The sequence below is a fragment of the Thalassococcus sp. BH17M4-6 genome (genome assembly GCF_049323015.1).
Lineage (GTDB): Bacteria > Pseudomonadota > Alphaproteobacteria > Rhodobacterales > Rhodobacteraceae > Puniceibacterium.
Genome location: NZ_JBMPGU010000006.1, coordinates 36,532 through 50,733 on the forward strand (window position 1 = coordinate 36,532; position 14,202 = coordinate 50,733).

The following is a 14,202-nucleotide window of genomic DNA, read 5'->3' on the forward strand; positions in this document are numbered from 1 at the left end:
ATTTTGCACGCGCAGAATCAGAAAGACCATGGGGCGGCGGATGAACACCGGTTAACCATGTCTTAAGCTCCCCGACCCTAGCCTTGGCGGCGGAGGTTTCGATGATCCGCATCTGCGCAATCCTGCTGGTGCTTGGACTGGGCGCATCGCAGGCCCAGGCCGGGGCTTGGCCGCGCGAAAAGGGCACGTTTTTCGTCTCTTCCGACCTGCGCCTGTCCTGGCCGCAGGATTTCAGCGCCCAGAAACCCACAGGCGAATACTACGGAACCTACGCGGAATACGGGCTGAGCGACCGCCTGACCCTGGGCCTGGATCTGGGGCGGTCCGAATCGGGGGTGGGCAAGACAGTGGCCTTTCTGCGCCTGCCCCTGCCCGGCAGCACCGAGCAATTCAAGATCGCGGCCGAGCTTGGGCTGGGGCGGATGGACCGCGCGCCGGTCCTGCGGCCCGGGCTGGCGCTTGGGCGCGCGTTCCAGTGGCGCGACGCCTATGGCTGGCTGGCGCTCGACACCCTCGCCGAGATCAGGATCGACAGCGGGCGGACCGATTACAAGATGGACCTGACGGTGGGGCTGACGATGCCGGAGGGGCGCAAATACATGATGCAGATCCAGTCCGGCGCGCCCGCGCTTTACGATCCCTACGTGCGGATTGCGCCGTCGGTGCTGTTCCCATTGGGCAAGTCGCGTCTGCTGGAGATCGGCGCCAGCTACGGCCTGGAAGGGGATGAGACGATTGGCATCAAGCTGGGGCTCTGGCAGCATTTCTGACCCCTACCGGCGGGCCGCGCACCGCGCTACGATTGTGGTCATGACCGATCCGATCCGCCCCACCGATGACGACGCCCGGGCGCTGGCCCGCGACCTGATCCGCGATGCGCGCTTCGGCGCGCTGGCGGTGACCGACCCCGACACCGGCACGCCGATGATCAGCCGCATTGCCGTGGTCCCCGGCCCCGATGGCCTGCCCCTTTCGCTGGTGTCGGACCTGTCGCATCACACTCGCGCGCTCAAGGCCGATCCGGCCTGCGCCCTGCTGCTCGGGGAGCCTGGCGACAAAGGCGATCCGCTGACCCATCCACGCCTTAGCCTTCAGGCGCGCGCGCGATTTCAGCGCCACGGCGAAGACGGGCACGCCGCGCTTGCGGCGCACTACCTGACGCAACAGCCCAAGGCGAAACTCTATATCGGCTTTGCGGATTTTTCGCTGCTGCGCTTTGATATCACCGCAGGACATCTCAACGGCGGGTTCGGCAAGGCCTACACGCTCAGCCCCGCCGACCTGGAGGAATGATCCGGCCCCAAAGGGGCCGGGCCGCAAACACGGGTCAGTCCGCCCGGATCGTCACGTTGACATCGCCGCGTACCGGGGTCGAAAAGGTCAGGTGCACGACATCCTTTCCCGGCCCCTGCAGGACCTCGACATGCGGATTGTCGAACCGGCTGACGTTCGCGGAATTGCGCAGCCGCCCGCGCAGCACCACCGCATCGACGTCCTTGGCATAGCCGTTGAATGGCAGCCGCGGGCCGCCTTCGACCTCCCACACGGTTTCATGGGTATTCTGCGAATGCGCCACGACCAGCGGATTTTCGGCCCCGTATTCGATGTTGTGATAGGTGTTGCCGCTGAAGAAGATCTTTTTCAGCCGGTTGAAATCCAACGGTGCGAACGACGTGTCCACACGCTCCACCCGGTTCATCGTCGCCCCCACGCAGCGGAAGGTGTTGCCCGACACGTTCAGGCCGTTGACGAACTGATCTGCGCCGTAAGGTTTCACAACGATGAACGAAAACCACGGCGCGACGTTCGACGACAGGAAGACGTTGTCGGTGATCGACAGGCCCGCAAAGCCGAAGCCGCCGCTGAAATCCGGCTCGGGCTCGCGTTCGTTGGTCCATTCGATAAAGGTATTGTCGATGTAGTTGCCAGTGATCGACGCGTTGCAGGCCCGCAGGCACAGTACGATCCCGGCCGAGCGCAGCCCGTTCGATGAATCGTCCCCCTGGAAGAAGTGATTGCCCGCGATCACCGAATGCGCGCCGCTGACCACGGCAAAATGCCGGAATTGCGAGGCGCGGCAATTGCGGATCTTCACGTCGTTCGCATTGGTATTGATCGCCACCGAGGTCCGGTTCTGCGTCAGCGCGCCGCCTTCGGCGCTGATGAACTGGCAATGGTCGATAAGCATGCCCTGACAGCCCTCGCCGTGCGAGGTGATGCCGCGATGCCCCGGCCGGTTGAAGGTACAGTCGCGGATCTGCATGATCGTGCCCAGCGGGGCCAGCAACACGCCGCTGGCCTCTTCGGCGCACTGAAACTCGATATCCTCGAGCGCCAGCTGGTCCAGACGGGCGAAACCGCTGAAATCCAGCAGGTACTTGAACCGGGTGAAGGTGTAGTTCTGGGTGCCCACCGCGTCCGACAGCGGTTGGGACAGCGTCACCTCCTGTGCAGCGACGTTCTTGGAGCGGACATAGATTTCCCGGCCCACGCCGCTGCCCTCTACCAGCGCGCCGACGGGGACATTGGCGATATTTGTCACATTTGTCAGCTTGAACCGATCGTTGGCGGCATAGCGCGCCTGGCTGGTCACGACCGTGGGCGCCCAGTTGCCGGTGCTTTCGGCGCGCAGCTGGCCGTTGCGGATCACCCGGCGCTGCGCATAGGTGGGGCGGTTGTTGACCGCCGCATGCACGTCGATCGGGGCGGTGACCGACACCCGCCTGCCCCCCATGTCGAGGCTTTCGTGGTCGGCATTGTTCATCAGCGACTGCACGGCCTTCTTGAAAGCCAACTCCTCGTCCCCGCCGAAGGCATCGATATAGGTCGGCAGGTTGAAATCCTTGGTCAGGGACAGGATGGCGTTGTCGGGCATGATCACGCTGCCCTCGAACGTCACCCGGCTTTCGAAGGTCACCGACTGTATCAGCCGGTAGGTACCTGCCGAGACCAGCACCCGCCGCCCGTTCGCCGCCGCATCCGCCGCCTCGAAGGCCGCGCTGTCGTTGGCGCTGCCGTCGCCGATGGCGCCAAAGTCACGCACGTCCACGATGCTCAGCATGTTGCGCAGAAAGACCTCGGTCACGTCCTCGATCACGATGTCGTCGACCCGGACGATGCCGCCGTTGGGGCCGGTCAGATCAAGTCCGAAGTGACCGTAGATCGGCTGCACGCCCCAGACCATGTCGACGCCGGTGCGGTTTCCCGCGCCGATGATGGCGCTGACCTCGACCACCTCGCCGTAGTTGGTGATCGTGGTGGCGGGGCCGACCTCGGTCAGGCCGTTCACATGGCCGCCGCCCGCCGCCCCGGCCCAGCCAGCGATGCGCACCGCGGGCAGGTTGCCCGCAACCGCCTTGACCCGCGCGGTGACGCGCAGATAGCACCCCGGCAGCAGCGGCGTTTCGCCCATGTAACGGATTTTCTGAACGCTCTGGGTCTTCTGCAATTCCAGACAGCCACCGAAATCCTGGTCGGCAGGCACGAAGGCGGCGGTCGCGATGGACTGGTAGGTGTCCGATCCTGGCACCCCGTCGCCGCGCGCCCAGACCCCCAGGCCCGCGCCAAACTCTGGCGGCATCAGAACCACGCCGTCGGTAATCGCCTTGTTCATCGCTGTCCCTTTCCTGGCACCGGGCCGCACGCGGGCCCATCTGGGAAAGGGAACTACCGATCAGGTCTTAACGCCGTCCGGGGGCACCGTGACGGCGGCTGTTGCGCGCCCGAGGCCGCAGGACCGGGATCAGGCCGCAACGCCCGCCTGCGGGATGATCTGCACGCCCGCAATCCGCCACATGCCGCCCTGGTCCACCATGGTGTATTCCAGCACATGGGTGGCGCCCTTCTGGTCGCGGATGATCACCCGTTGCGCCACGGTCGCGCCGTCGTCACGCAGATCGCCAAAGGTGACATCTGCGGGCCGCCAGACCATCGGATAGCCGCGTTTGACCATCATCTCGAAATTCTCCGGCGTGCCGAACATGCCCTGGATGTTGGGCGCCGCAAAGGTAAAGGCGGTGTCGAAATCGTCGGCCATAAAGGCATCAAGCTGACGCTGGATCGTGTCCTGAACGTCAGCGCCCGACTGGGTCTGGGCCAGCGCACCGTGACTCAGGCCGATGCAGGCAATGAGGGCGAAAAGGATCTGTCTCATGGCGGCGCTCCTGTGGCGGATGGGAAAAGGGTATGTCCCCTTTCCCTTCCGTCAAGCACGGAACCCGGACGGCCAAAGTTTCAGCTCAGCTCGCCCGCAAGGCCCCGTTCGATCAGCGTGATCGTTTCCTCCACGCCGTATAGCGCGATGAATCCTCCGAACCGCGGCCCCTGGCTCGCGCCCAGCAGCACCTCGTAAAGCGCCTTGAACCAGTCACGGAGCGGCTCGAACCCGTGCTCTTTGCCGACGGCAAAGACCAATGTTTGCAGCGCCTCGTCCTCGACCGGCCCGTCATAGGCCTGCAGCCGTGCCGCCAGATCGCGCAGCGCCGCCTCTTCCTTTTCGTCCGGGGCGCGGAAGACCTTCTTGGGCTTCACGAAATCCTCGTAATAGCGGATCGCGAAACCCGCCGCCTGATCAAGGTCCGGGTTCTTTTCGGGCGACGCGTCTGGCGCATAGCGCAGGATGAATCCCCAAAGGGTTTCGGTGTCCTCGGCGCCCGAAACGGACGCGAGGTTCAGCAGCATCGCGAAGGGCACGACCATCTTGCTTTCCGGCACGTCGCCACCGTGGATGTGCCAGACCGGATTGTTGACCTTTTGCGCCGCATCCTGATCCGGAAAGGCGCGCAGCTGCTGGTGATATTCATCCACCGCCTTGGGGATCACGTCCCACCAAAGCCGCTTGGCGGTCTTGGGCTTGAGGTACATGAAATACGATAGCGACTCCGTGCTGGCATAGCTCAGCCATTCGTCGATGCTCAGCCCGTTGCCCTTGGATTTGCTGATCTTCTGGCCCGCGTCGTCCAGAAACAGCTCATAGGTGAAATGCTCCGGCGGCTTGACCCCCAGCGTCCGGCAGATGCCGTCGTAGATCGGCGTGTTGGTGCTGTGATCTTTGCCGTACATCTCGAAATCCACACCGAGCGCCGCCCAGCGGGCGCCGAAATCGGGCTTCCACTGCAATTTCACATTGCCGCCGGTGACCGGCAGCGTCCATTCGCGGCCATCCTCGTCGTCAAAGGTGATCTCGCCCTTCGCGGCATCGACATGCTTCATCGGTACATAGAGCACCCGACCCGTTTCGGGATGAATCGGCAGGAAGATCGAATAGGTCTGCTGACGCTCGTCGCGCAGGGATTTCAGCATGATCTTCATCAGATCGTCATAGCGTTCGGCGCAGCGCAGCAGGATCTCGTCGAACTGGCCGCTGGCATAGAATTCGGTGGCCGAGATGAATTCGTACTCGAACCCGAAGGTGTCCAGGAATCGCCGCAACATGGCGTTGTTGTGATGGCCAAAGCTTTCGTGCGTGCCGAAAGGGTCCGGCACAGAGGTCAGCGGCTTTTGCAGGTGTGCGTCAAGCTGGCGCGGGTCGGGCACGTTGTCGGGCACCTTGCGCATACCGTCCATATCGTCGGAAAAGCAGATCAGCCGGGTCGGGATGTCTGAAATCAGCTCGAACGCGCGGCGGATCATCGTCGTGCGCGCGACCTCACCGAAGGTGCCGATATGCGGCAGGCCCGAGGGGCCATAGCCGGTCTCGAACAGCACATGGCCCTTTTCGGGCGGCGCCTTTTCATAGCGTTTGAGCACCCGGCGCGCCTCTTCGAAAGGCCAGGCCTTTGAGGTCATCGCAGCGTCGCGCAGATCGGACATCGGGGTACTCCTTTGGGCGGGGCCCCGCCGGGCCCCTGTCAACATGCGCCCACTCCCTATTGCGGGTGGCGGGAAGGGTCAATAATCTGCGCGGCAGATGACCCAAGGCAGGAAGGCCGTTCAGGTGCAAGACCAGCTTCAAGACCCCGTCGCCCACCCGATGAGCGCGCAGGACTGCCTCGTTGCGCTGATGATCGCGGTGTCCGCCTCGGACGAGGACATCCGGACCGCCGAGCTGATGAAAATCCAGTCCGCCGTCAACAACCTGCCGATCTTTGCGGAATACGACATCGACCGGATGAACATCATGGCGCAGCTGGTCTTCGACCTCTTCGAACAGGAGGACGGCCTTGACGCGCTCTTTGGCCTGATCCGCGAAGGCCTGCCCGAGCGGCTTTTCGAAACCGCCTATGCGCTGTCCTGCGACGTCGCCGCCGCCGACGGCACGCTGGACGAAACCGAACTGCGCCTGCTCGAGGAAATCCGCTACGAGCTCAACCTCGACCGGCTGCACGCCGCCGCGATCGAACGCGGCGCCCGCGCCCGGCACATGCGGGCCTGATCCCCGGGCAGAGTCGGGAATACCTGACTGGTATCGCTGGCAAAAAAGAGTAGTCTGAGAACAGGGCAATTACCGCCCGTTTCATTCAGTCTGCCTTTTTGACCAGGAGATTTCCATGCACCTCAAATCAAACCGAATGACGATTACCCTCATTCTGACCCTGCTGCTGTGCCTGCTTCCGATCCTGGGCGCAGCCGCGCCGCTCGTCGCCAAGGTCGACGTGTCCAGCCAGACCATGACCGTGATCCAGAATGGCAAGGTCGCGTACCGCTGGCCGGTGTCGACCGCGCGGCGCGGCAAGGTCACGCCGCGCGGCACCTTTACCCCGCAGTTCCTGTCGCGGCACCACAAGTCGAGCCTTTATGACAATGCGCCCATGCCCTTTGCGATCTTCTTTCGCGGCAATTACGCGATCCACGGCACCAACCAGATCAGCCGCCTGGGCCGCCCCGCCTCCGCCGGGTGCGTGCGGCTGCATCCCGATCATGCCTCGCGATTGTTCGCACTGACGCGCCAGGTCGGCATGAAGAACGTCCGTGTCGTGATCCAGAACTGACGCCGCCGCCGGTCACGCCTTGTAAAGCACGCCCCAGCGTTCGATCAGCGCCTGCTGCAGGCCCTTGGCCCGGCGGTTCCAGTCCGCCGCCCCCGGGGGCCGTTCGCGTTCGGCCTTGCTCAACCGGTCGCGCTCGGCGCTGTTGGCGGCGAAGATGGCAAATGCCAGTTCGCGCCCGTCCGGCAGATCGACGAAGCCGGCCAGACCGCTCACGAAATTCAGCGTGCCGGTCTTGGCATGCACGCTGAGCGGATGATCCCGAATGACATTGCGCTGTGCATCGCGCATCGGAAAGGCCTTGAGCAGCGGCTTGAGCCCCAGTCGGCGGCGCACAGCGACCATGGCGGTCATCATGTCGGCGGCCGAAATGCGGCTGGCATCGCCCAGACCCGAATGATCCACCAGGGCCACATCGTTCAGGCCCAGCGTTTCCTTGGCCCACTGGTTCAGCGCCGCGGCCGAGGCGGTCAGCGACGCCACCTCGCCCTGCACCGCATTGGTGGCCGACAGGCCCACCATCTCCGCCGTGAGGTTGGTGGACCATTTCAGCATGTCGCGCAGGATGATCCGCAACGGCGCGCTTTGCAGTTCCGCAATGTCTGTGGTTTCGGGCAGGCTGTCGATCTGTTCGGGCGCCTTGAGGCGGATGCCCTGCGACCCGGCAAAGGTCTGGAACACCTGTCCCGCGTAAAGCTCGGGCTTGCGCACCGGCAGCCACCGCGCGCCGCCATTGCCCAGCGCCCATTGCGCCACCGTCCAGTCGTCGCGCACACCAGCGTCGCGATAGGTGTAAAGCGGCGCCTTGCGGTCCACCACGACCATGCGCGCCATCGCGACATCGGGGCGGTAGGTTTCGGACCGCGCATCCATGTTGATGGCATAGCCCTTGCCCGACCGGCGCCATTCGAAATGCACCCGATTGTAATTCAGCGCCAGCCCCGACACCGCCGGGTTGTACCCCACATGGTCGGGCTGTCCCGGGTCGATCACCGGCGTAAAGGGCAGCGCCCCGCCATAGACCAGAAACCGCCCGCGCACCTCGCGCAAACCCGCTGCTTTCAGATTGGCCGCCAGCCGTGCCAGCCCGTCGGTGTCAAGCGTCGGATCGCCGCCGCCCGCCAGCACCAGATCGCCCTGCAAGACGCCGTCCGCCACCGGGCCGGTCGCCAGCAATCGCGTCACGAACTGATGCGCCGGCCCCAGCACGTCCAGGGCATAGGATGCGGTCAGCGCCTTGGCGACGCTGGCGGGCGGCAGGCCGGTCGCGTGTTCATGCCCTTCCAGAAGCGCACCGTCGCGCGCGTCGGCGACGGCGAACCCGACCGTGCCGTTCAGCCGCGCGTCGCGGATCAGCGCCTCGACAGGCTTCAGCGTCTTGAGAAGCAGATCCTCGCCCCGCGCCACCGGGCGCAGCGAGGTCAGGGGCGGATCGGCGAACGCCGGGGTCGCGGCAAGGGCCGCGACACCCGACAGGAACGCTCTGCGGGAAACCAGACGTGTCATGCGGCAGAGATAACCAGAGCCGCCGGGGCGAGACAAGCACCACCACCCGCCTCAGCCGACTTTCGCAAGGCACGTCTGCGTGATAGCGCAGCGGTTATGTGGACCGCCCTTGCGCTCATGTTTGTCGCCATGTCCTGCATCCCCGCCGGGGACAGCGCGGGCAAGCTGCTGACATCGGAATTCGGCTTCAGCCCGGCCTTCGTCGGATGGGCGCGTTTCCTGCTGGGCGCGCTGGTGATGGGGATGTTCCTGCCCGCCGGATCGCTCCGGCTGTTTCGCGACTGGCGGATCTGGGGGCGCGGGGCGCTGCTGTCCTGCGGTATCCTTTCGATCCTCACCGCCCTTTCCACGGCGCCCATCGCATCGGTTTTCGCCGCCTTCTTCATCGGGCCGATCGTCAGCTATGCCCTGTCGGCCTTGCTCTTGCGCGAGGCGGTGACACCGCTGCGGTCGATGATGATGGGGCTGGGCTTTCTGGGCGTGCTGCTGGTCGTGCGCCCCGGCTTTTCGACCGAACCGGGGCTGCTCTTCGCGCTGCTGGCGGGGGTGTTCTATGGCGCCTATCTCACCGCCTCTCGCGCGCTGACGCATCTGGCGGCCCCCCGTGCGCTGCTCTTCACACAACTGGTGGCCGGGGTGGTCTTCCTTGCCCCGCTGGCGCTGCGCGACCTGCCGGTGATCGACGCCGACTCCGCGCTGCTGCTTCTGGCCTCGGGCCTTTTCTCGATGACAGGCAACCTGCTCTTGCTGATGGCCTACCGGATCGGCACGGCCAGCGCGATTGCGCCCATGGTCTATTTCCAGCTGATCGCCGCGACGGTCCTGGGCTGGCTGATCTTCGGCGACCTGCCCGACGCGCTGACCTGGGCCGGGCTGGCGGTGATCATCGGGTCCGGGGTGATTTCGGCTCGGCTGGGGCGCGCGTCATTTCGTCCAGCCGCCCCGCTGACGGATCGCGGTTGAGCTGATATCGGCCATCGGCACGTTGACGAAGCACCAGGCGGGCGCCTCGGCCATGGGCAAGAGCCGCGCGGCGCGCCCGGCGATGCGGGCATGCCGGTACATCCGGGCCGCCTTTGACCGGCGCGCGCCGGTCCGTTCTCCGGGGCGGGCGATGACCCCCACCGGCACCGCCTCCAGGATCGAGCGCCACCGGTCCCAAAGGTGAAACTGCACCAGGTTGTCCGCCCCCATCAGCCAGACAAAGCGCACCCCGGGGTGCTGCATCATCAGCGCCTCGAGCGTGGCGGCCGTGAACCGGGTGCCAAGCCGCGCCTCGGCATCGCTGATGATGACCTTCGGGTGATCCATGATCGCCCGGGCCGCCGCCATTCGCCGCTCCAGCGGCGCAGGCCCGTCGGGTTTCAACGGATTGCCCGGGCTCACCAGCCACACGACCCGGTCCAGCCCGAACCGCTTGAGCGCCTCTTTGGTGATATGCACATGCCCCGCATGCGGCGGATCGAAGGACCCACCCAGCAGGCCCACGGTCATGCCTGCCCGCAGCGACAGCCCCGAAGAGGTCAACGGCGTGGTCATGGGCAAGGCTCTCCCGGCGGCGGCACCCTCCCGAAAAACACCGGACCGGCGGCAATTTCAACGTCTTTTGCGCCCGCGCCCGCCCTGCCCCCTCTGGCAAGGCCGCGCGAAATCCCCTAAAGAGCACGCCAACCCCCCGCGGGAATCCCCACGCAACGGAGCATTCACATGGCAGCCTATAAATTCGTGTATCACATGGACGGTGTCTCCAAGACCTATCCGGGCGGCAAGAAATGCTTTGAAAACATCCGGCTGAACTTCCTGCCCGGCGTCAAGATCGGCGTCGTCGGCGTCAACGGGTCGGGTAAATCGACGCTGATGCGGATCATGGCCGGCCAGGACAAGGATTTCACCGGCGAAGCCTGGGTCGCCGAGGGCGCGCGCGTCGGCTATCTGCCGCAGGAACCCGAACTCGACCCCAAGCTGACCGTGCGCGAGAACGTCATGCTGGGTGTCGCGGCCAAGAAAGCCAAGCTCGACAAGTACAACGAACTGGCGATGAACTACTCGGACGAGACGGCCGACGAGATGGCCGCCCTGCAGGACGAGATCGACGCCGAGAATCTGTGGGAGCTCGACAACCAGATCGACATCGCGATGGAGGCGCTGCGCTGCCCCGCCGACGATGCCGACGTCACCACGCTCTCGGGCGGTGAACGCCGCCGCGTGGCGCTCTGCCAGCTGCTGCTCGACGCGCCCGACATGCTGCTGCTGGACGAACCGACCAACCACCTCGACGCGGAAACCATTGCCTGGCTGCAACAGCACCTGATCGACTACAAGGGCACAATCCTGATCGTCACCCACGACCGCTATTTCCTCGACAGCATCACCGGCTGGATCCTGGAAATCGACCGTGGCCGTGGCATTCCCTACGAAGGCAACTATTCCGCCTGGCTCGACCAGAAAGCCAAGCGGCTGGAGCAGGAAGCCCGCGAAGACAAGGCCAAGCAGAAAACGCTGGAGCGCGAACTGGCCTGGATCCGGCAGGGCGCCAAGGCGCGGCAGGCCAAATCCAAGGCGCGGATTTCGTCTTATGAAAAGCTGGCCGAGGTGTCCGAACGCGAACGCGTCGGCAAGGCGCAGATCGTCATCCCCAACGGCGAACGTCTGGGATCGAAGGTGATCGAGGTCGAGGGCCTGAAAAAGGCCATGGGCGACAAGCTCCTGATCGAGGATCTGTCCTTCTCGATCCCGCCGGGCGGCATCGTCGGCGTGATCGGCCCCAACGGCGCGGGCAAATCGACGCTCTTCAAGATGATCACCGGTCAGGAACAGCCGGACGAAGGCTCGATCACCTTGGGGGACACCGTGCAGCTGTCCTATGTGGATCAGTCGCGCGACGACCTCGACCCCAATCACAACGTCTGGGAAGCGATCTCGGGCGGGGCGGAGCTGATCCAGCTGGGCGATGCCGAGGTCAACAGCCGCGCCTATTGCGGAGCCTTCAACTTCAAGGGCACCACGCAGCAAAAGAAGGTCTCGCTCCTGTCGGGCGGTGAACGCAACCGCGTGCACATGGCGCGGCTTCTGAAAGAGGGCGGCAACGTGCTGCTGCTGGATGAGCCGACCAACGACCTTGACGTCGAAACCCTGCGCGCGCTCGAGGATGCGCTGGTGGATTTCGCCGGCTGTGCCGTGGTCATCTCGCACGACCGGTTCTTCCTCGACCGCATCTGCACACATATCCTCGCCTTCGAGGGCGACGCGCATGTGGAATGGTTCGAAGGCAATTTCGAGGATTACGAGGAAGACAAGAAACTGCGCCTCGGCCCGGATGCGGCAGAGCCGAAGCGGATGAAACACAAGAAGTTCACGCGGTAGAGCCACCTAGCGGGTCAGGCTGCACGCTGATGGAAAGCCGTAGGGTGGGTTACAAACCCACCCTACGCTGGTCGGCACCTTCGCCGGGCGCTGCGATCTCACTGAAATCTCCATCCACGATCTCTCCGACAAACTGCGGATCGACACGGCCTGCGGCAATGTCCCGACGGATCGACGAGTAAGGCCAGTCCGCAGCTCGGGAGACCAGCCCGTGCTTTACCGGATTGATCCAGCAATAGCGCACATGCGCATGGTAATCGGCCTGATCCCGGATGTGATGCTCCCAGAACCTCTGCTGCCAAATCCCCGCATCCTGTTTGCCGCGCTTGCTGGCGCTGCGTATCCGCCGCAGCCGCTCCGCCTCGGTCAGGCCCGAGGCGTCCGCCGGGCGTAGGGTGGGTTTGTAACCCACCTTGCCGTTCTGTCCCACCGGGACCTCTGCTTGCTTCAGTCGCAGGAATTTCGAAAACCGCGCCTTGATCGACCCCCAGCGGTCGGAATAGTTCGCATCGCCTTCGGGCAGGGTGCATACCGCGTGCATATGGTCCGGCAACACGACCCAGGCGTCGATGCCGAAGGGCCGCCTCTGCCGCGTCACCCTGACAGCCTCGCGCAGACTTACGATCTCGTCCGTCAGCAGGCGCGTGCCGGGCCGGGCGAGGCAGACGGTAAAGAACACGCGCGCGGCGGCGCGGCGGGGACGCTGGTAACAGGACATCCCCGCAGCCTGCCTCGGACAGGGTCAAGGCTGCGTTATGCGCGGCGCGCCAGCCTAGGCACCGCTTTCCAGATCGCCACCGGCAGCACCGCCAGCGCCACCAGTCCGGCCCAGCTTGCGGGCGTCATCGCCTCGGTCAGGCCCAAGGCGACGAACCCCGCGCCGACGGGAAACAGGGCGACCAGCAAAACGCTGATCAGCGAGGCGAAAAGCTGGCCCTTGGCCCAGCCCGGCGCCCCGGGGCCGTGATGTTTGCCATAGGCCCAGGCATAGATGCAGACCGACACCAGAATGGCCGCCACCCCTTCGAGAAGATGCATGATTGTCTCCGAAACCGGCGCCGCGATCTCCCTTTTCCGCCCTCGGGCAAAGTCATCCGAGTCGCGCGCCTTCACCCCCTAAAATACGACTGTCCCGTATCGCCGCCTAGAGGCTCGCGAAAATAATCTCGCCACGTCGCCACCGTCCATCCTCATGCCCGCGCCGAACCGCTCGACCGAAACGGCGATTCGGCCACAGACCCCGCGAATCTTCTTGCCGTTCCGCGCGCGACCTGTCATGTGGCCATGGCTGACGATCTTCTACTCGACCTTCTGTTTTCCTTCACCGGCGCGCAGTTCTTCGATTCGAACGTGACCTCGCCGGGCTGTCGCATATTGCGGACAGCGTTGAAAACAAAGGATACTTCACATGGCCAACGGCACAGTGAAATGGTTTAACGCAACCAAAGGCTTCGGCTTCATTCAGCCCGACGGCGGCTCCAAGGACGTGTTCGTGCACATCTCCGCCGTTGAGCGTTCGGGCCTGACCGGCCTCAAGGATGACCAGAAGGTCACCTTCGACATCGAAACCGGTCGCGACGGCCGCGAAAGCGCGGTCAACCTCGCTCTGGCATAAGCCTTTGGCGTGAAACGGTTCTGCGGCCGCCCTCCCGGGCGGCCGTTTTCGTTTGCGCGATCTGTCAGAACTGCCTCACGCCCGCGTGATCCAAACCGCGCGAACTTTGCCACAGTTCGGAACAGACCTGCCCCGGGCAGTGTTGAAACAATAACCAAATGCGAAAATACTCGCTCCGTTACATTATTCGCAAACCCGAAAAGAGCGCTGCCATGATCACACGCCGAACATTGATTGCCTCCGCTGCCGCGGCGGCCGCCCTGCCTTTGCCCGCGCTGGCACAGGGATTTCAGGTCGACAAGAAATTCACACCCCAGAAGGTCAGCTTTACCCAAGCCTATGCACCCGGTCAGATCCTGATCGTGCCGAAGGCGCATTTTCTTTACTACATCACCGCCCCGGGCGAGGCGCTGCGCTATGGTGTCGGCGTTGGCAAGGCTGGACTGGAGTTCACCGGCACCGCCAAGATCCAGGTCAAGAAGGAATGGCCGACCTGGCGCCCCACCGACGAGATGATCGAACGCGAGCCGCGGACCTACGCCAAGTTCAAGGGCAATGACTATGTCCAGCCGGGCGGCCCGGGCAACCCGCTGGGCGCGCGCGCGCTCTACCTCTTCCAGAACGGACGCGACACATATTTCCGTATCCACGGCACGACAGCGCCACGGTCGATCGGGCGGTCGGTGTCGAACGGCTGCATCCGGATGCTGAACGAGCACGTCAAGGATCTGTACGACCGGGTTCCGATCGGCACCACCGTCACCGTCCTGTGATCCACTCCGCCGGAGGGCG

General features: G+C 64.5%; 15 protein-coding genes. 8 read left to right on the forward strand and 7 right to left on the reverse strand.

The window, feature by feature from the left end; translation table 11 throughout:
• The first annotated feature begins 101 nt into the window (after positions 1 to 101).
• The gene (locus ACOXXX_RS10200) at positions 102 to 770 is read left to right on the forward strand and encodes a hypothetical protein (RefSeq protein WP_422826473.1); all 669 of its coding nucleotides are present in this window, start codon (positions 102 to 104) and stop codon (positions 768 to 770) included.
• 40 nt (positions 771 to 810) lie between these two features.
• The gene (locus tag ACOXXX_RS10205) at positions 811 to 1,293 is read left to right on the forward strand and encodes a HugZ family protein (RefSeq protein ID WP_422826474.1); all 483 of its coding nucleotides are present in this window, start codon (positions 811 to 813) and stop codon (positions 1,291 to 1,293) included.
• 34 nt (positions 1,294 to 1,327) lie between these two features.
• Here the strand turns inward: ACOXXX_RS10205 and ACOXXX_RS10210 are convergent, their stop codons facing one another.
• The 3 genes from ACOXXX_RS10210 to ACOXXX_RS10220 form a co-directional block, all read right to left on the reverse strand.
• Positions 1,328 to 3,613, reverse strand: coding sequence for a glycosyl hydrolase family 28-related protein (locus ACOXXX_RS10210; RefSeq protein WP_422826475.1), 2,286 nt, complete (start codon positions 3,611 to 3,613; stop codon positions 1,328 to 1,330).
• Between the two features lie 129 nt (positions 3,614 to 3,742).
• Entirely contained in the window at positions 3,743 to 4,153 is a 411-nt protein-coding gene (locus ACOXXX_RS10215; protein ID WP_422826476.1) for a DUF4864 domain-containing protein, read from the reverse strand.
• Positions 4,154 to 4,233: 80 nt separating this feature from the next.
• Positions 4,234 to 5,811, reverse strand: coding sequence for a lysine--tRNA ligase (locus ACOXXX_RS10220; RefSeq protein WP_422826477.1), 1,578 nt, complete (start codon positions 5,809 to 5,811; stop codon positions 4,234 to 4,236).
• A gap of 160 nt (positions 5,812 to 5,971) precedes the next feature.
• Between ACOXXX_RS10220 and ACOXXX_RS10225 the strand changes: the two genes are divergently transcribed.
• Both ACOXXX_RS10225 and ACOXXX_RS10230 read left to right on the forward strand, forming a co-directional pair.
• Complete coding sequence (locus tag ACOXXX_RS10225; protein WP_422826667.1) at positions 5,972 to 6,373, forward strand: tellurite resistance TerB family protein; 402 nt, start codon at positions 5,972 to 5,974, stop codon at positions 6,371 to 6,373.
• 136 nt (positions 6,374 to 6,509) lie between these two features.
• A complete protein-coding gene (locus ACOXXX_RS10230) occupies positions 6,510 to 6,929 on the forward strand; it encodes a L,D-transpeptidase (RefSeq protein ID WP_422826478.1) in 420 nt (139 codons plus the stop codon).
• A 12-nt stretch (positions 6,930 to 6,941) separates the two neighbouring features.
• Here the strand turns inward: ACOXXX_RS10230 and dacB are convergent, their stop codons facing one another.
• Entirely contained in the window at positions 6,942 to 8,432 is a 1,491-nt protein-coding gene (dacB, locus tag ACOXXX_RS10235; RefSeq protein ID WP_422826479.1) for a D-alanyl-D-alanine carboxypeptidase/D-alanyl-D-alanine endopeptidase, read from the reverse strand.
• 96 nt (positions 8,433 to 8,528) lie between these two features.
• Between dacB and ACOXXX_RS10240 the strand changes: the two genes are divergently transcribed.
• Positions 8,529 to 9,395, forward strand: a complete 867-nt coding sequence (locus ACOXXX_RS10240; protein WP_422826480.1) for a DMT family transporter — start codon at positions 8,529 to 8,531, stop codon at positions 9,393 to 9,395.
• Here the strand turns inward: ACOXXX_RS10240 and ACOXXX_RS10245 are convergent.
• A complete protein-coding gene (locus ACOXXX_RS10245) occupies positions 9,357 to 9,971 on the reverse strand; it encodes a nicotinate-nucleotide adenylyltransferase (RefSeq protein WP_422826481.1) in 615 nt (204 codons plus the stop codon). The two genes, ACOXXX_RS10240 and ACOXXX_RS10245, sit on opposite strands and share 39 nt — an antisense overlap.
• 168 nt (positions 9,972 to 10,139) lie before the next feature.
• Between ACOXXX_RS10245 and ettA the strand changes: the two genes are divergently transcribed.
• The gene (ettA, locus tag ACOXXX_RS10250; protein ID WP_422826482.1) at positions 10,140 to 11,795 is read left to right on the forward strand and encodes an energy-dependent translational throttle protein EttA; all 1,656 of its coding nucleotides are present in this window, start codon (positions 10,140 to 10,142) and stop codon (positions 11,793 to 11,795) included.
• Between the two features lie 49 nt (positions 11,796 to 11,844).
• On the opposite strand, the gene ACOXXX_RS10255 is transcribed toward ettA, so the two are convergent.
• Together ACOXXX_RS10255 and ACOXXX_RS10260 are read right to left on the reverse strand one after the other, a co-directional pair.
• A complete protein-coding gene (locus ACOXXX_RS10255) occupies positions 11,845 to 12,513 on the reverse strand; it encodes a transposase (protein ID WP_422826483.1) in 669 nt (222 codons plus the stop codon).
• Positions 12,514 to 12,548: 35 nt separating this feature from the next.
• Positions 12,549 to 12,833, reverse strand: a complete 285-nt coding sequence (locus tag ACOXXX_RS10260) for a hypothetical protein (RefSeq protein ID WP_422826484.1) — start codon at positions 12,831 to 12,833, stop codon at positions 12,549 to 12,551.
• 370 nt (positions 12,834 to 13,203) lie between these two features.
• Between ACOXXX_RS10260 and ACOXXX_RS10265 the strand changes: the two genes are divergently transcribed.
• Positions 13,204 to 13,410 (forward strand): cold-shock protein, encoded by a 207-nt coding sequence (locus ACOXXX_RS10265; protein ID WP_422826485.1) that lies wholly within the window; start codon positions 13,204 to 13,206, stop codon positions 13,408 to 13,410.
• Between the two features lie 212 nt (positions 13,411 to 13,622).
• The gene (locus tag ACOXXX_RS10270) at positions 13,623 to 14,183 is read left to right on the forward strand and encodes a L,D-transpeptidase (RefSeq protein ID WP_422826486.1); all 561 of its coding nucleotides are present in this window, start codon (positions 13,623 to 13,625) and stop codon (positions 14,181 to 14,183) included.
• Positions 14,184 to 14,202 lie beyond the last annotated feature (19 nt).